The following is a 16,174-nucleotide window of genomic DNA, read 5'->3' on the forward strand; positions in this document are numbered from 1 at the left end:
TCCTCCACGGCCCCGCCGGTCAGGACGACCGCCGCGGCCCGCTGCCGCTGCAGCAGGGTCAGATACGTCAGCTCCCGCTCGGGAGAACCCCCCGTGTTGCACACGACCGCCAGCCGCTCACCTCCGGCCCGCCCGCCCGGCCCCCCGATCTCCGACTGGATCGCCCCCGCCATGATCCCGAAGAAGGGGTCGGCGATGTCGTTGACGAGAATCCCGACCAGGTCGGACGTGGCCGCCGCCAGCGCGCTCGCCGGCCCGTTCAGCACGTAGTCCAGTTCGTCCACGGCGCGCAGCACCCGCTCGCGGGTGGAAGCGGCCACGGGATAGTTCCCGTTCAGCACGCGCGACACCGTCGCGGGCGAGACCTGCGCGCGGGCCGCCACGTCCGCCAGGGTCACCGTCATCTCGTCGTCCTCCGGTCGCGCATCTCGTCGTACCTCGTCGTACGTCGTCATCCACAGGTCTGAAGCCCGCACCGGTTCCCACGATCGAGAAGTCGGGCAGGTGTCGACCAGACCTTAAAGCCCCGACCCCCCGTTGTTCGCCCCCTCGAACAACTCAACCCCGTCACGGTCTTGTCCAGACCGCTGCTCAGAGGCTAGCTTCTTCATAGATAGAAAGCGCTTGCTGTAACGCTCATCAGTGGAGCGTGCGCGGCGCGCACAACCGCGTACGACTCCTCCGAAGGGACTGACGTGACACGCAAGACGGTGCGAATCGCCATGAACGGTGTGACCGGGCGCATGGGCTACCGCCAGCACCTGGTCCGCTCCATCCTGGCCCTCCGCGAGCAGGGCGGCCTCGATCTCGGCGACGGCACCGTGCTGTGGCCCGAGCCGATCCTGGTCGGCCGCCGCGAGCACGCCCTCAAGGCGCTCGCCGAGCAGCACGGCCTGGACCCGGCGAACATCTCGACGGACGTGGACGCCGTCCTCGCCGACCCGACCGTCGAGATCTACTTCGACGCCCAGGTCACCTCCGCCCGCGAGGAGGCGATCAAGAAGGCGATCGCCGCGGGCAAGCACATCTACACCGAGAAGCCCACCGCCACCGGCCTCGACGGCGCCCTGGAACTGGCCCGCCTCGCGAACGCCGCCGGCATCAAGCACGGCGTCGTCCAGGACAAGCTCTTCCTCCCCGGCCTGCTCAAGCTCAAGCGCCTCATCGACGGCGGCTTCTTCGGCCGGATCCTCTCGATCCGCGGCGAGTTCGGCTACTGGGTCTTCGAGGGCGACTGGCAGACCGCCCAGCGCCCCTCCTGGAACTACCGTGCCGAGGACGGCGGTGGCATCGTTGTCGACATGTTCCCGCACTGGGAGTACGTGCTGCACGAGCTGTTCGGCCGCGTGAAGTCCGTCCAGGCCCTCACCGCCACCCACATCCCGCAGCGCTGGGACGAGAACGACAAGCCCTACGACGCCACCGCGGACGACGCGGCCTACGGCGTCTTCGAGCTGGAGGGTGGCGCCATCGCCCAGATCAACTCCTCCTGGGCGGTCCGCGTCAACCGCGACGAGCTCGTGGAGTTCCAGGTCGACGGCACCGAGGGCTCCGCCGTCGCCGGTCTGCGCAACTGCCGCGTCCAGCACCGCAGCGCCACCCCCAAGCCGGTCTGGAACCCGGACATCCCCGCCACCGAGGTCTTCCGCGACCAGTGGCAGGAGGTCCCGGACAACGCCGAGTTCGACAACGGCTTCAAGGCCCAGTGGGAGCTGTTCCTGCGGCACGTCTACGCCGACGCCCCCTACCACTGGGACCTCCTCGCCGGCGCCCGCGGCGTCCAGCTCGCCGAGCTGGGCCTGAAGTCCTCGGCCGAGGGCCGCCGTCTCGACGTACCGGAGGTCTCCCTGTGACCGTCCGACTCCCCGCGGGCGACGGGCGGTTGCGGGTCTACGAACCCCGCACGCAGCCCCTCGCCGTCACCCCCGGCACCCCCTTCACCTCCCGTACGGTCTTCTCGGCGGCGCACGTCGTCGCCGACCCGTTCGCCGACACCACCCCGGACTCCCCGGCGGCCGTCGACTGGGACGCCACCCTCGCCTTCCGCCGTCACCTGTGGTCGCACGGCCTCGGTGTCGCCGAGGCGATGGACACCGCCCAGCGCGGCATGGGCCTGGACTGGGCGGGCGCGGCCGAGCTGATCCGCCGGTCCGCCGCCGAGGCCAAGGCGGTCGGCGGTCTCATCGCCTGCGGCGTCGGCACCGACCAGCTGACCGGCCCGGCCACCCTGGACGAGGTCCGCGCGGCCTACGAGGAGCAGCTCGCCCTCGTCGAGGAGTCCGGCGCCCAGGCGATCCTGATGGCCTCCCGCGCCCTCGCGGCGGCGGCCAAGGGCCCCGAGGACTACGTGGAGATCTACGGCCACCTGCTCCGCCAGGCCGCCGAACCGGTCGTCCTGCACTGGCTCGGCCCCATGTTCGACCCGGCGCTTGAGGGCTACTGGGGCTCGTCCGACCTGGACGCGGCCACGGACACCTTCCTGGAGGTCATCGCCGCGCACCCGGACAAGGTGGACGGCATCAAGGTGTCCCTGCTGGAGGCCCAGCGGGAGATCGACATCCGTCGCCGGCTCCCCGACGGCGTCCGCTGCTACACGGGCGACGACTTCAACTACCCCGAGCTGATCGCGGGTGACGAGAAGGGCTTCAGCCACGCCCTGCTCGGCATCTTCGACCCGCTGGGCCCGCTGGCGGCGGAGGCGGTCCGCGTCCTGGACACCGGCAACACGGCCGGCTTCCGTGAACTCCTCGACCCCACGGTCGAGTTGTCCCGCCACCTCTTCCAGGCCCCCACCCGCTTCTACAAGACGGGCGTGGTGTTCCTGGCCTGGCTCGCGGGCCACCAGTCCCACTTCACGATGGTCGGCGGCCTGCAGTCGGCCCGCTCCCTGCCGCACTTCGCCCGCGCCTACGAACTCGCCGACGGCCTGGGCCTGTTCCCGGACCCGAAGCTGGCGGAGGAACGCATGAAGAACCTGCTCTCGCTGTACGGAGTGGACCAGTGACCGACGACCGGCTGTCCCGCTTCTCCATCAACCAGATGACGGTCAAGCAGCTGTCGCTGCCGGAACTGGTCGACGCCTGCCGCGAGCTGGGCGTCGGCAACGTCGGCCTGTGGCGCGAGCCCGTCCAGTCGTACGGCGTGGAGGAGACCGCGAAACTGGTCCGCGACGCGGGCCTGACCGTCACCACCCTGTGCCGGGGCGGCTTCTTCACGGCGATCGACCCCGAGGAGCGGGCCGCGGCCCTGGCCGACAACCGCCGCGCCGTCGACGAGGCGGCCACGCTCGGCACGGACACGCTCGTCCTGGTCTCCGGCGGCCTCCCGGCCGGCTCCAAGGACCTGCACGGCGCGCGCGAGCGGATCGCCGACGCGCTCGCCGAACTGGGCCCCTACGCGGAGTCGAACGGCGTCCGGCTGGCCATCGAGCCGCTGCACCCCATGTACGCCTCCGACCGCTGCGTGGTCTCCACCCTCGCCCAGGCCCTGGACATCGCGGAGCGCTTCCCCGCGCAGCAGGTCGGCGTGACCGTGGACACCTACCACATCTGGTGGGACGACCACGCGCCCGCCCAGATCGCCCGCGCGGGCGCCGGCGGCCGTATCCACACCTTCCAGCTCGCCGACTGGACCACGCCCCTCCCCGAGGGCGTCCTCAACGGCCGGGGCCAGATCGGCGACGGCGCGATCGACATGCGCGAGTGGCAGGCGCACGTCGAGGCGGCCGGCTACACCGGCCCCATCGAGGTCGAACTCTTCAACGACGGCCTGTGGGCACGGGACGGCCGCGAGGTGCTGGCCGAAACGGCCCACCGCTTCACGGAGCACACGAACCCGTAACCCGCGTTCGCGGTCCGCCGCCCCGCATCGGCACAACCTCGTCGGTGCGGGGCGCTCGTGTGTCCGGGACGGCAAGGCCGAGGCGCTGCTGGAGCCGCAGATGGCGGAACTCGTAGTGCGCACCGTACCGGCGCAGTACCCCCCGCCGGTGGGCCTCGTCGAGGAAGCCCATGAGCCGCCACGGGGCCCGCCCGGTCAGGGCCAGCCAGATCCTGGCGACGCCCGTCCGCCCCCAGGCGCTGAGCGCGAGGGTGAACCCGCCCATCGTCACCCAGACTTCGGTGTGCATGGTTCCCAGGGTGTTGCCGCGCCCCGTCACCGGGATCAGCAACAGGCAGACCCCGCCGGCGAGGAGGGCGGCGATCGCGCTGCGGGCGAGCGTGGCGGCGCGGTCGGTGCGCAGGGTGCTCTGCGGGCCCGCGGCACGGATCGTGTCGGAGGGGGTGTTCAGGGCACGGTAGACGCCGGACGCGCAGCCGCCGATGGTGCCGATGAGCAGGCCGAAGCCCACGAAGGGCACCACCGAGTCGAGAACGACTGCCTCGACGGAGCGGTGCACGAGCCACACCTTGACGGGCTTCGGCAGGACGACCACCAGGTTGTGGGCGTCGACGGGCTCGCCGTGCCAGGTGAGGAGCCTGCCGTCGCAGTCGACCACCCACCGGTCCTCGCGATGGTGGATCCGCATCACCCCTTCGACGGGCCGCAGTGTCTCGTCCTTCGAGATGAGGGTCCCCTCCATCACGACGAAGGGGTCCTCGAGCCCCGACCGCCGCACCAGCAGAGCGGTCTTCGGCCCCACCGAGCGGACGGAGCGTTCGTCGCCGTCCTTTGTGGGGATCCATCCGCCGACCACGCCACCGTTGGGCAGCGGGGGAGCCGAGTGGATCTCGGCCGCGGCGAAGGCCCCGGTGATGCAGCCGACCACGGCTCCGGCACAGACCGCGATGAGCGTGCACGCGAAGAAGCCCCGCAGCAGTCCCCGCCAGAAGCCGCTCAGCACGGCGGCCGGACGGGTGTACGCGGCCGCCGCCCGTTCCCCGCGCCGCAGCCCGGCCAGGCACAGCACCAGCCCGGCCAGCAGGCAGGTCGCGGCCGGGACCTTCTCGCCGGTGCAGCCGTGGACCGCGATACCGGCGAGGACGAGCCCGCCGCCCAGCGCGCGCACGGCCACCGGGCCGCTCGCGGTGGCCGCCCACGGCAGACCCAGCGGGAGGGGGCGCCGGGGCAGCCCGGCGACGGCGATCATCATGGACTGCACCAGTCCCAGGCAGCACCCGTTGAAGAACCAGGAGGCCCGGAGCGTCATGACGGCTCCGAGGCGGGAGCCGACCAGCGGCGGCGCGAGCACGCCCATGGCCACGGCGAGGACCGAGGCCGCCGCGGTCATCTTCAGTCCCATCCGCACCAGTTGGCGTCTCCCCTGCGGGGTCGCCGCCGTGGCGGGCAGGAGGAAGGCCAGCCCGAAACACAGGCCCAGAAGGTCGCCCGCGAAGTTGATCACGGCCGACGGTGTGCTGTCCCAGTCGGCGACCACGCCGTTCCCGAACCTGACCAGCGGTACCAGCAGCGAGGCCGTGGCGAGGACCGCCAGGAGGGCGGGGCCGAGCACGCGCAGCACGGTGGGCATCGCGGTGGGCAGCTCCCACCAGGCGAGCCGCCAGGTGCCGGTGGAGTCGGCGGGCGCGAGGTCGTGGGCGAGGCGGCGGAGCCAGCGATGTGCCGCCTCCGGACGCCAGGGGGCGTCCGCGTCGGCGAAGGCCGCCGGGACGAAGGCGTCCAGCAGATGCCGCTCGATGTGTTCCGCCGTGGGGAAGCGTTCGGGGTCGGTGAGTTCGGCGGGGTTGCGGGAGGCGTCCTCGTACACGGTGCGGGCGAGCGCCACCATCAGCGGCGACGTCAGCACCAGCGCCAGTGGTGCGGAGGGCCGGTCGAGGACCGGTGACCAGGCGCTGGAGCCGGCGGCGTTCTCCGGCCGCGCCGTGCTCTCCAGATAGGTGCGCGCGGTGGCGAGGTCCAGCGGCCGCAGTCGTACGACTGCGGCGGCCGTCAGGACGTCGTGGCTGTGCGTGGCGTGCACCCAGTCCGCGGTGCGGCAGGTGAGGAGGACCGACAGCCGCTCGTCCAGTTCGCTGTTCAGACGCCGGAGCGCGTCCCCGTGCACCGGCTTGGGGATCTCGTCGAAGCCGTCGAGCACGGGCAGCAACAGGCCGGCGTCCAGCAGTTCGCGGGCCAGCGTCCGCTCACCCCGGACGGCGGCCAGCGGCCGGTACTCGGCGGCCAGCCGCTCGGCCAGCCAGTCGCGCAGAGGGGTGGACCGGGGGTCCCAGCTCGCCAGGGGGAAGAGCACAGGGACGGGGCCGCCGGGCTGCCGGGCGGCGAGCGTGCCCAGGACGAACTGCACGGCCAGGACCGTCTTCCCCGCCCCCGGCCTGCCCAGCACGACCAGTCGGCCCGAGGGGAGTTCCCGGAAGGTCTCCACGATCCCGTCCAGCCGCTGGTCGCCGTCGCGAGGTGCGGGCAGGGGCAGCCCGCGCCGGATGTTCCGCTCGTGGTCCGCGAGCGGAGGGCCACCGCGGACCCAGCGCACGCTCAGGGGCTCGGGGTCCTGCAGCCGACGCAGCCGCGCCTCCGTCGTCCACTGGGCCCTCACCGCCTCGGCGAGTTCGTCCGCCGCCCGCTGCCGCAGGTCGGCGACCGTCTCAGGATCCGCCGCCTCCCGCAGCAGGTCCGCCGCGAAGGCGCAGACCGCCACGAGTGCGGAGATCGCGGAGATCCACATCGACGCCTCATCGGGTCTGCCCCGGTTCGCCAGGACGACGGTCAGCGCGACCAGCGCCGCGGCGACCACCCCCAGCCCGACGCGGCGCTGGGCCCGTGCTCCGGTGAGCGCTGTCCGCATGGTCTGTGACCCCCGTGTCTCCGATCCACCTGTTCCAGGGCGAACGAGATGCCGTTCGGCCATGTACTGGTGCGAGGGAAGGCGCACAGAGGCGCGACGGGAGCACGCGGCGGTCGTCCGTCCGGAAAAAATCCCGTCCGGAAAAAATCCCGGAGCCCGTACAACCCTCCCCCCACCTCGCGGGTCGTACGTGGCATCAGGACTTCTCGGAGGGGGATCCGGGGGGATCGCGGGGGTTCTGATACGGAGGGGAAAACCCGAGGGGGTTCGGTCGACGGACCGGGCCCCCTCGAAGCTGTGCGGGCCCGGTCCGAGAACCGGGCCCGGTCCCGAGCCCCGCCCGATGGCGGCCCCCCCTTGGCCCCTTGGCGGCCGAATCCACACATTGCCCCCGTGGCACGGAGGAGCGGCCGAATCGCGGCTGGCCCGTGTGGCGCCCGTGGCCCACGCTGCTGCCCGAGCCGGACGACGGTCGACTCGGGGGGAGAGATTCCGTGCTGCGCATCCACTTCACGCCGCAGGACTACAGACGCATCCAGGTGGCGGGCACTCCCGATCCGCTCTGGGAACTCACCTGCAGCCTGCACCGGCTCCAGACCTCGAGGGGGCGCTGGGCGTACGCCGGCTGGTACCGCACCACCAGGGCCGGCCTCGCGGGCACCCCGCTCGAAGCAGCGGTCCGCCGGCTGCTCGTGCCGGTCCTGCCGAGGGCGCTTTACTACCCCGACTTCCTGACGCCCCACGAATCCGCCGACGGCCTGGACCGGGGGCTCGCGGCGATCCTCGCCACCCCGCCGGAGCGGGTCTCGCGCGAGATGAGCATCCTGGACCGGCTCGTCGGCGCCCCCGCCTGGGCGCCGCGGCTGGCGGAACGCGCGACGCGCGAGGAGTTCGTCAAGGTCCTGCGCGCCTACTACGACGCCGTGATCGCCCCCCACCACGACCAGATGTGCGCGGAGATCTCCGCCGAGCACGCCCTGCGCGGCCGCGCGACCCTCAGGAGCGGAATCGACGGACTGCTCGCCGGACTGTCGCCCACCATGCGCTGGCACCCGCCGGTCCTCCACGTCGACTACGTGGAGGACCGGGACCTGCGGCTCGGTGGCCGCGGACTACGCCTGGTCCCCTCGTACTTCTGCTGGCGCTCGCCGGTCTCCCTGGTCGACGAGGAGATGCCACCCGTGCTGATCTATCCCCTGCAGCGCTCCCGGCCGGCCGCCCCCGCGCGCCCCGCCGACGCCTCCCTCGCCGCGCTGCTGGGCCGCACCCGCGCCGCCGCGCTGCGGAGCCTCGCACTGGCCGCGACCACGTCCGAACTGGCGCGCTTCCTGGGCGTCTCGCCCGCCACCGCCACCCACCACACGACGGTGCTGCGCGACGCGGGGCTGATCACCAGCCTGCGCTCGCAGAACACCGTGCTGCACACGCTCACCCCACTCGGGGCCGCGATGCTCCGCCCGACCTCGCAGGGCCCGTCCGCCGGGCCGGTGGCGCACGCACCGGACACGGACCGGCACACCCCCTGAGCCACCCTCCGATTCCGGTCACGCCGCATGGTTCCGCGAGGTCCCCGGAACGAGGTCGTCCGGCCCACCGGTCCCACCGGCCGCATGGGTTTCGCCGGAACAACGGACTCCGCCGTCCGTTCCGGGGTTTTCGAGACGGATCGAAGGTAGTGGGCCGCGAGGGCCCTGCGCTGCGAGCGTTTCAGCGACCACGGAACGGGCGTGGCAGCCAGTGCCCGCCCGGACCACGACCGAAGAACAGAAGTGGGGATACATGAACAGAGCCATCACCGCCGGCGTGCTCGCGCTCGTCTCCGCCGCGACCGGCCTGGTCTTCGCGCCCGCCGTGTCCGCCGCGCCGCAGGCCTGCGTGACCCAGTCGCTGACCACCGGTGGGAACGGGGGCGTCGGCACCATCCGCTACAAGTCGGCGACCAGCACCTGCGGCGACCTCAACCTCACCTACTCCGACGACTCGACGTCCACCCTCGGGGACCGGTACGCGGGCCGTCTCCGCAACTCCAGCGGCGTGTGGAGCACGTGCAACAAGGGATACGTCTGGGCCTCGGACGGCAGCCACAGCATCAGCGACTCCACGTACTGGCTGTGCACCGACGTCCGCGACAACACCCCGTTCACCGTGGCGAGTTACTACGACGGCGGCGACACCGTCCACATCGCGCACTGACCCTGCCATCCCGCACCGAGGGGTGCCGCCGGCGCAGGCCCGCGGCACCCCGCCCGGCACCAGGACACCCAAGGACGCGCGAGGTCGAGGAGAGATCCGAATGATCCGTCCGGCAACGAGACGCCGGGCCTGTGTCGCGGTCGCCGCGGCCGCCGCCGCAGTGCTCACCGCCTGTACGGCCCACTCCGCCGCGCCGCCGCGGGCGCAGCCGCCGACGTCCGTACCGCCCGCCCACCTCAGCCATGACCTGCCGGACGACGCCGTACGCATGGTCCTCCCCGCGACCGGTGCCGAAACCCGTTGGACCCAGGGGCTGGACGTCTTCGTCCAGCAGGTGGAGCGCGCTGCCGCCGCGTCCTGCGCGCGGGAGAGGGGGGCCGGTCTTCCCGAACAGGTCCCGCTCGCGTTCATCCGGTACTTCGAACTTCCCGACCTGGACTTCATCGCCCGGCACGGCACGAGTGCGAGCGCCGAGGTCCCCTACCCCGTGGCGAGCCCCGCCGCGACCGGTGCCGGCAGCTCCGCCGTGATACGCCGGTGCACCGCCGAGGGGCGAGCCGCCGCCGGGGTGCTGCGCGACGCCTACGTCGACCTGCAGGGACAGTGGTTCCGCGAACTCACAGCGCTGCGTGGCGACCCCGAGACGGTCCGGGCGACGCGCACCGTGCCGGACTGCTTCGCCGGACACGGGATCCGGGCCCGGGACGAGAACGGCTTCTTCGCCCTGGCGGACACGGTCATGCAGACCGCCGCGCCCGCCGAACTGCCGCGCGCCGGGCGCGCACTCGGCAGCGCCTACGCTGCCTGCATGCGCCCGGTCGAAGCCGTCCGCGAACCGGCCCGTCTGCGGCTGCGCACCCGCTTCCTCACCGACCACGCGGACGACGTCCGCGAGATGCGCGAGAGCCTCGTCCCGTCCCTGCGCCGCGCCGAGAAGGAGTACGGCGTGCGCCTCGCCTTCCCGGCGCCCTGACAGCAGGTCAGAAGAACACCCCGCACCGCAGCAGCACATTCGCGTACGGCCGTGCCTCACCGGTGCGGACGACGAGCCGCGCCCCCGCCGACAGCTCCTTGAGCTTCTCGTGGGAGACCAGTTCCAGCGACGGGAAGTGGCCGTCCAGCAGAGCAGAGGCCTCCGTGTTGGCGGACCGCACCTCCGCCGCCGCCGTCGCGCCCTCCACCACCAGCTCGGCGAGCAGGCCCTCCACCACCTCGGCGAAGGACGGCACGCCGGCCCGGAACGCCAGGTCGACGACCCGGGGCCCGTCGGGTATCGGCATCCCGGCGTCGCACACCAGCACCCCGTCCCCGTGGCCCAACTCGGCCAGCGCCCCGGAGAGATGACGGTTCAGGATTCCGGCCTTCTTCACAGCGCCTCGACCTCCTGCGCCGTCGGGAACGAGTCCTGCGCCCCCCGCCTGGTCACGGCCGCCGCCCCGACCCGGGACGCGTACGTCGCCGCCTCCTCCAGGGACGCTCCCGCGCCCAGCCGCCAGGCCAGCGCCGCGGTGAACGCGTCACCCGCGCCGGTGGTGTCCACGGCGTCCACCCCGACGGCGGCGATCCGGGTGACCCCCTCACCGGAGGCGACCAGCGCGCCCTCGGCGCCCAGCGTGATCACCACCGACCGCGGGCCCTTGGCCAGCAGCAGCCGAGCCCAGTCCGCGGGCTCGTCGCTCACCCCGGCCACGCTCCCGCCCAGAATCACCTTCGCCTCGTGCTCGTTGACGATCAGCGGGTCGCAGGCGGCCAGCACCTCGGCGGGCAGCCGTTGCGGCGGCGAGGGGTTCAGCACGAAGCGGCTGTCCGGCGCCAGACTCCGTACCACCTCCTCGACCGTCTCCAGCGGGATCTCCAGCTGGGCCGACACCACCCGGGAGGCGTGGAAGAGGCTCCCCGCGGTCGCCACGTCCTGGGGCGTGAGCCGCCCGTTGGCGCCCGGCGAGACCACGATGCTGTTGTCCCCCGACGGGTCCACCGTGATCAGCGCGACCCCGGTCGGCGCCCCGCCCACCAGCACACCCACCGTGTCCACGCCCGCCGCCCGCTGCGAGTCCAGCAGCAGCCGCCCGTGCGCGTCGTCGCCGACCCGGGCCAGCAGGGCCGTACGGGCACCGAGCCGGGCGGCCGCGACCGCCTGGTTGGCACCCTTGCCGCCCGGGTGGGTGACCAGGTCGGACCCGAGCACCGTCTCACCCGCCCCCGGCCGCCGCTCGACACCGATCACCAGGTCGGCGTTGGCCGACCCCACGACCAGAAGGTCGTAGTCGTACATGAGATTGCTCCCCTGATAGTCCCCGTAACAGCCCCGTACGTGACCCGGGGCGGGCGGCCTCCGGAAGGAGTCAGGTTCCGGAAGGCCGCCCGTCCCGTTCGTCTCAGCCCGTGAAGCCGGCCACGTTCTCCTTCGTGACCACCTTCACCGGCACCATCACCGACTTGGCGACCTTCTCGTCGTCGGCCACCTCGACGGCGTTGCGCACCGCGATCCGGCCGAGCTCCGTCGGCTGCTGCGCCACCGACGCGTACAGCGTGCCCGCCTTGACGGCCGTCAGACCGTCCGCGGTTCCGTCGAAGCCGATGACCTGGACGGACTTGCCGGCCTTGGCACCCAGCGCCTTGATCGCGCCGAGCGCCATCTCGTCGTTCTCCGCGAAGACGCCGTCGATGTCCGGGTGGGCCTGCATCAGGTTGGTCATGACGTCCAGGCCCTTGGTGCGGTCCCAGTCGGCGGGCTGCCTGGCGACCACCTGGATGCCCGGGTAGGCCTTCAGCCCCTCGGCGAAGCCCGCGCCGCGCTCCCGGCTGGCGGAGGTGCCGGCCATGCCCTGGAGGATCGCGATCTTCCCCCGGCCGCCCAGCTTCTCGGCGAGTTCCTTGGCCGCGAGCTTGCCGCCGGTGACGTTGTCGGAGGCGACGAACGAGGCGCTGTCCGCGTTGTTCACCGAGCGGTCCACGGCGATCAGCGGGGTGCCGGTCTTGTTCACGGCCTTCGCCGCCGGACTGACGGCGTCCGAGTCGACGGCGTTGACGATGATCACGTCGAGCCCCGAACTGGTGAAGTTCTGCAGCTGGTTGGCCTGCTGGGAGGCGTCGTTCTGGGCGTCGGTGACGGTGAGGTCCACGCCCAGCTTCTTCGCCTCGGCCTGGGCGCCCGCCCGCAGCGACACGTAGAAGGGGTTGTTCAGCGTGGAGATGGCGAGCCCCACCCTCGGGGTCGTCGAGCCCGAACCGCCGTTGTGCAGCAGCGAGGTCGCGCCGATGACGGCCACCGTCACCACGGCCGCGAGCCCGTACGTCGCCGCCTGCCTGCCCCTGCCACCGCCGCCGAGACCGGAGGTCACCGGCGTGGTCGCGCCCGCCTTGCGGCGCACCGTGTCCAGCAGCACCGCCAGCGCGATGACGACACCGATCACGACCTGCTGCCAGAAGGTGGAGACGTTCAGCAGGTTCAGGCCGTTGCGCAGCACCGCCAGGATCAGCGCGCCGATCAGCGTGCCGGACGCCTTGCCGGTGCCGCCGGCGAGCGAGGCACCGCCGATGACGACCGCGGCGATCGCGTCCAGCTCGTAGCCGCTGGCGGCCTGCGGCTGCGCCGAGGAGAGCCGGGCGGCCAGCACGATGCCCGCGACGGCCGCGAACAGACCCGACAGGGCGTAGACGACGAGCTTCTGCCGCGACACCCGCAGCCCGGACAGCCGGGCGGCCTCCTCGTTGCCGCCGATCGCGTACATGGACCGGCCGATGTACGTCCTGCCGAGCACGAAGGCCGCGACGAGCCCCATGACGATCATGACCAGCACCGGTACCGGCAGCCAGTCGCCGAGCGTGTCGCCGAGGTGGGAGACCGAGTCGGGGAAGGGGATCGGGTTGCCGCCGGAGATCACCAGGGACAGACCGCGGCCCACCGACAGCATGGCCAGCGTCGCGATGAACGGCGGCAGTTTGCCGTACGCGATCAGGAAGCCGTTGACCAGCCCGGCCGCGACACCGACGACGACCGCCAGCACCACCGCGAGGGCGACCGGGACGCCGTGGTCGGCGGCGCTCCAGGCCAGCACGGTCGCGGAGAGGGCGGCCACCGAGCCGACCGACAGGTCGATGCCCGCCGAGACGATCACGAAGGTGACGCCGAAGGCGAGGATGGCCGTCACGGCCGCCTGGACGCCGATGTTGAGGAGGTTGTCGGCCGTCAGGAAGTTCCCGGACAGCGCCGACAACGCGACGACGAGGACGATCAGCGCGGTGAGCGCGCCGTTGTCGAGCAGCAGCCGGCGCAGGCCGCCCGTGGCGCCACTCGCGCCCGTCGTGCCCTTGAGCGTGTCAGTGGCCACGGGGGGCCTCCTTCTCGGTCTTCACTGTGTTCGTGCTGACGGCGAGTGCCATCACGGCGTCCTGTGTGGCCTCGTCGGCGGAGAGTTCACCCGCGATCCGGCCCTGGGCCATCACCAGCACCCGGTCGCTCATACCGAGCACCTCGGGCAGATCGCTGGAGATCATCAGGACGGCGGCACCGGCCGCGGTGAGTTCGTTGACGAGCTGGTAGATCTCGACCTTGGCGCCGACGTCGATCCCGCGCGTCGGCTCGTCGAGGATGAGCACCTTGGTGTCGGCGAGCAGCCACTTGCCGATGACGACCTTCTGCTGGTTGCCGCCGGACAGGGTGCGCACGTGCTGCTGGAGTCCGGCCATCCGCACGCCGAGCTGCCCGGCCATCCGCGCGGCCGCCTCCCGCTGGCTCTTGAGGTCGACGAGCCCGCCGCGGGTGGCCGACCGCATGGTCACCAGCCCGAGGTTCTCCTCGACGGACTGGTCGAGCACCAGCCCCTGGCCCTTGCGGTCCTCGGGGATGAGCCCGATGCCGGCCGCCATCGCGGAGGTGACGTCATGCCCCTTGAGGGGCGCCCCGGAGACCCTCACCGTGCCCCTGTCGTACGGATCGGCCCCGAAGACCGCCCGCACCACCTCGGTACGGCCCGCCCCGACGAGCCCCGCGATGCCGACGACCTCACCGGCGCGCACCTCGAAGCTGACGTCGTGGAAGACACCGTCGCGGGTCAGCCCCTCGACGGAGAGCAACGCGGCACCGGTGTCGGCGCGTTCACGCGGGTACTGCTGCTCGATCGAGCGCCCCACCATCAGGCGGACGAGCTCGTCCTCGGGGGTGGAGGCGGGAACCTGGCCGACGGACTTCCCGTCCCGGATGACCGTGACGCGGTCGCCCAGGGCGGCGATCTCCTCCAGGTGATGGGTGATGAACACGATCCCGACGCCGTCCTCGCGCAGCGTGCGCACGATCGCGAAGAGCTTGTCCACCTCCTCGGAGGTGAGCACGGCGGTCGGCTCGTCCATGATCAGCACGCGCGCGTCCAGGCTCAGCGCCTTGGCGATCTCGACCATCTGCAGACGCGCGATACCGAGTTCACGCACCCGCGCGCGGGGCGAGACGTTCACGCCGACCCGCTTGAGCAGGACCTCGGCGTCGGCCTCCATCCGCTTGCGGTCGATCACCCCGAAGCGGCGCGGCTGCCGCCCCAGGAAGATGTTCTCGGCGACCGTGAGGTCGGGGACGAGGTTGAACTCCTGGTAGATGGTGGCGATCCCGAGGCGCTCGGAGTCCTGCGCACCATGGATGCGCGTCTCCTCGCCGCCGACCAGGATGCGCCCGGCGTCGGGTGTGTAGGCGCCGGAGAGCATCTTGATGAGGGTGCTCTTGCCCGCGCCGTTCTCACCGAGCAGCACATGCACCTCGCCCCGGCGCAGGTCGAAGTCCACGCCGTCCAGCGCGACCACGCCCGGGAAGGTCTTCCGTATGCCCTCGATGCGCAGCAACTCGTCCGGGTCGCTCACGGCTTACTCCTGTTCTGGGTGGCGTCCTCGCCGCACGAACGGCGTACGACGAGACGGGCGGGGAGGGTGACGGACTCGGGCGGCCGTCCCTCGATGCGGTCCACCAGCGCGCGCACGGCGGCACGCCCCAGCTCGCCCGTGGGCTGGGCGATCGCGGTGATCGGCGGATCGGTGTGCACGAACCACGGGATGTCGTCGAAGGCCGCCAGCGCGATGTCGTCCGGAACGCGCATCCCACGCGCGCGTACGGCGTCCAGCGCGCCCAGCGCCATCAGGTTGTCGGCCGCGAAGACGACCTCGGGGGGTTCGGGCAGGTCGAGGAAGCCCTCGGTGACCCGGCGCCCGCTGTCGGCCTGGAAGTCGCCCTGTCCGATGTAGACGTCGGGCAGTTCGAGACCGCAGGCGTGCAGCGCCTCCCTGAAGGCCGCCACACGCTCCTGGCCGGTCGTGGTGGCGGCGGGCCCCGCGATGATCGCGAGCCTGCGGTGCCCCAGGGCGTGCAGATGGGCCACGAGATCCCGTACGGCCTGACGCCCGTCCGCCCGCACCACCGGCACGTCCACGCCCGGGATCCACCGGTCCACGAACACCACCGGCGTCCCGGCCCGTACGGCGTCCAGCATCAGCGGGGAGCCGCCGTCGGTGGGGGAGACGAGCAGGCCGTCGATCCGTCGGTCCAGCAGGTTCCGTACGTGATGGTCCTGGAGGTCGGGCCGCTCGTCGGCGTTGCCGATGATGACGCTGTAGCCCAGCGCGCGGGCCTCCTCCTCGACGGAGCGGGCCAGCTCGGTGAAGTAGGGGTTCATCACATCGCTGATGACCAGGCCGAGGGTGTGGGTCTGGTCGGTGCGCAGGGAGCGGGCGACGGCGTTCGGGCGGTAGCCCAGCGCCTCGACGGCGGCCAGCACGCGCGTGCGTGCCTCCGCGCTGACCGACGGATGGTCGTTCAGGACACGCGAGACCGTGGCGACGGACACGCCCGCCTCGGCAGCGACGTCCTTGATGCTCGCCATCGCCGCTCCACCTCCTTGTGGATCGTTCGTGGAATCGATTACACCGATACCTACGGAGAGGATTGGAATCGATTACACGCCCCAAAAGCAAGACCCTGAGACCGGATCGTGATGAGGCCGTCGCCAGAGTGTCGTCGCCGGGGCCGGGCAAGGAAGATCGTTTGCTCATGTGCGCTGCTCGGCGCACCGCGGGTGCCGTCGCGGCAGGAGCGGTGTTCCCGTGTCTGGCTGCCGTACCGGCCCACGCCGTGACCGCGTGGGAGACCAAGAGCCGACCCAGGACTGACCACTGCCCCCTGGGGCAGGGCCGTGAGGTAGCGGAGTGCGCCGGGGCGGATCAGGCTGGAGGTACAGGAGTGCCACGGGGGTTTCCTCG

At 72.1% G+C, this 16,174-nt stretch carries 13 protein-coding genes; 6 read left to right on the forward strand and 7 right to left on the reverse strand.

The window, feature by feature from the left end; all coding sequences use genetic code 11:
- Positions 1 to 404, reverse strand: a 404-nt coding sequence (locus K4B79_RS45225) for a LacI family DNA-binding transcriptional regulator (RefSeq protein ID WP_232033377.1), incomplete at its 3' end; no start/stop codon positions are given.
- Between the two features lie 291 nt (positions 405 to 695).
- Here K4B79_RS45225 and K4B79_RS45230 point away from each other — a divergent pair.
- From K4B79_RS45230 to K4B79_RS45240, 3 genes are read left to right on the forward strand one after another with little or no spacing between them, the layout of a single operon-like run.
- On the forward strand, positions 696 to 1,853 hold the full coding sequence (locus K4B79_RS45230; RefSeq protein WP_232033300.1) for a Gfo/Idh/MocA family protein: 1,158 nt from the start codon (positions 696 to 698) through the stop codon (positions 1,851 to 1,853).
- Positions 1,850 to 3,004 (forward strand): dihydrodipicolinate synthase family protein, encoded by a 1,155-nt coding sequence (locus tag K4B79_RS45235; RefSeq protein ID WP_232033301.1) that lies wholly within the window; start codon positions 1,850 to 1,852, stop codon positions 3,002 to 3,004. The genes K4B79_RS45230 and K4B79_RS45235 overlap by 4 nt, the downstream gene beginning before the upstream one ends.
- 35 nt (positions 3,005 to 3,039) lie before the next feature.
- Positions 3,040 to 3,840 carry a sugar phosphate isomerase/epimerase family protein gene (locus K4B79_RS45240; protein ID WP_269464752.1) on the forward strand — a complete coding sequence of 267 codons (801 nt, stop codon included), beginning with the start codon at positions 3,040 to 3,042 and terminating at the stop codon, positions 3,838 to 3,840.
- On the opposite strand, the gene K4B79_RS45245 is transcribed toward K4B79_RS45240, so the two are convergent.
- Positions 3,818 to 6,742, reverse strand: coding sequence for an NACHT domain-containing protein (locus K4B79_RS45245; protein ID WP_232033303.1), 2,925 nt, complete (start codon positions 6,740 to 6,742; stop codon positions 3,818 to 3,820). The genes K4B79_RS45240 and K4B79_RS45245 overlap by 23 nt on opposite strands.
- 494 nt (positions 6,743 to 7,236) lie before the next feature.
- Here K4B79_RS45245 and K4B79_RS45250 point away from each other — a divergent pair, with 494 nt between their 5' ends.
- The 3 genes from K4B79_RS45250 to K4B79_RS45260 all read left to right on the forward strand — a co-directional run bounded on the left by K4B79_RS45250 (position 7,237) and on the right by K4B79_RS45260 (position 9,908).
- Positions 7,237 to 8,268 carry a helix-turn-helix domain-containing protein gene (locus K4B79_RS45250; RefSeq protein ID WP_232033304.1) on the forward strand — a complete coding sequence of 344 codons (1,032 nt, stop codon included), beginning with the start codon at positions 7,237 to 7,239 and terminating at the stop codon, positions 8,266 to 8,268.
- Positions 8,269 to 8,521: 253 nt separating this feature from the next.
- Positions 8,522 to 8,935: a hypothetical protein gene (locus K4B79_RS45255; RefSeq protein ID WP_232033305.1), complete on the forward strand. Its 414-nt coding sequence runs from the start codon at positions 8,522 to 8,524 to the stop codon at positions 8,933 to 8,935.
- A gap of 100 nt (positions 8,936 to 9,035) precedes the next feature.
- Entirely contained in the window at positions 9,036 to 9,908 is an 873-nt protein-coding gene (locus K4B79_RS45260) for a hypothetical protein (RefSeq protein WP_232033306.1), read from the forward strand.
- Between the two features lie 7 nt (positions 9,909 to 9,915).
- Here the strand turns inward: K4B79_RS45260 and rbsD are convergent, their stop codons facing one another.
- The 5 genes from rbsD to K4B79_RS45285 form a co-directional block, all read right to left on the reverse strand.
- A complete protein-coding gene (gene rbsD / locus K4B79_RS45265) occupies positions 9,916 to 10,305 on the reverse strand; it encodes a D-ribose pyranase (RefSeq protein ID WP_232033307.1) in 390 nt (129 codons plus the stop codon).
- Positions 10,302 to 11,210: a ribokinase gene (locus tag K4B79_RS45270; RefSeq protein WP_232033308.1), complete on the reverse strand. Its 909-nt coding sequence runs from the start codon at positions 11,208 to 11,210 to the stop codon at positions 10,302 to 10,304. The genes rbsD and K4B79_RS45270 overlap by 4 nt, the downstream gene beginning before the upstream one ends.
- Before the next feature lie 103 nt (positions 11,211 to 11,313).
- Positions 11,314 to 13,269, reverse strand: a complete 1,956-nt coding sequence (locus K4B79_RS45275; RefSeq protein WP_232033309.1) for an ABC transporter permease/substrate-binding protein — start codon at positions 13,267 to 13,269, stop codon at positions 11,314 to 11,316.
- The gene (locus K4B79_RS45280) at positions 13,259 to 14,785 is read right to left on the reverse strand and encodes a sugar ABC transporter ATP-binding protein (protein WP_232033310.1); all 1,527 of its coding nucleotides are present in this window, start codon (positions 14,783 to 14,785) and stop codon (positions 13,259 to 13,261) included. Before K4B79_RS45280 ends, K4B79_RS45275 begins: the two co-directional genes overlap by 11 nt.
- Complete coding sequence (locus tag K4B79_RS45285) at positions 14,782 to 15,798, reverse strand: LacI family DNA-binding transcriptional regulator (RefSeq protein ID WP_232033311.1); 1,017 nt, start codon at positions 15,796 to 15,798, stop codon at positions 14,782 to 14,784. The genes K4B79_RS45280 and K4B79_RS45285 overlap by 4 nt, the downstream gene beginning before the upstream one ends.
- Positions 15,799 to 16,174 lie beyond the last annotated feature (376 nt).

Origin of the sequence: Streptomyces lincolnensis, from assembly GCF_021173675.1 — a bacterium.
Classification (GTDB): Bacteria; Actinomycetota; Actinomycetes; order Streptomycetales; family Streptomycetaceae; genus Streptomyces; species Streptomyces lincolnensis_B.

Coding starts and splice junctions, on each gene's coding strand:
- K4B79_RS45240 (WP_269464752.1), top strand. CDS start 3,040: ATGACGGTCAAGCAGCTGTCGCTGCCGGAACTGGTCGACGCCTGCCGC.
- K4B79_RS45245 (WP_232033303.1), bottom strand. CDS start 6,742: ATGCGGACAGCGCTCACCGGAGCACGGGCCCAGCGCCGCGTCGGGCTG.
- K4B79_RS45255 (WP_232033305.1), top strand. CDS start 8,522: ATGAACAGAGCCATCACCGCCGGCGTGCTCGCGCTCGTCTCCGCCGCG.
- K4B79_RS45260 (WP_232033306.1), top strand. CDS start 9,036: ATGATCCGTCCGGCAACGAGACGCCGGGCCTGTGTCGCGGTCGCCGCG.
- K4B79_RS45270 (WP_232033308.1), bottom strand. CDS start 11,210: ATGTACGACTACGACCTTCTGGTCGTGGGGTCGGCCAACGCCGACCTG.
- K4B79_RS45285 (WP_232033311.1), bottom strand. CDS start 15,798: ATGGCGAGCATCAAGGACGTCGCTGCCGAGGCGGGCGTGTCCGTCGCC.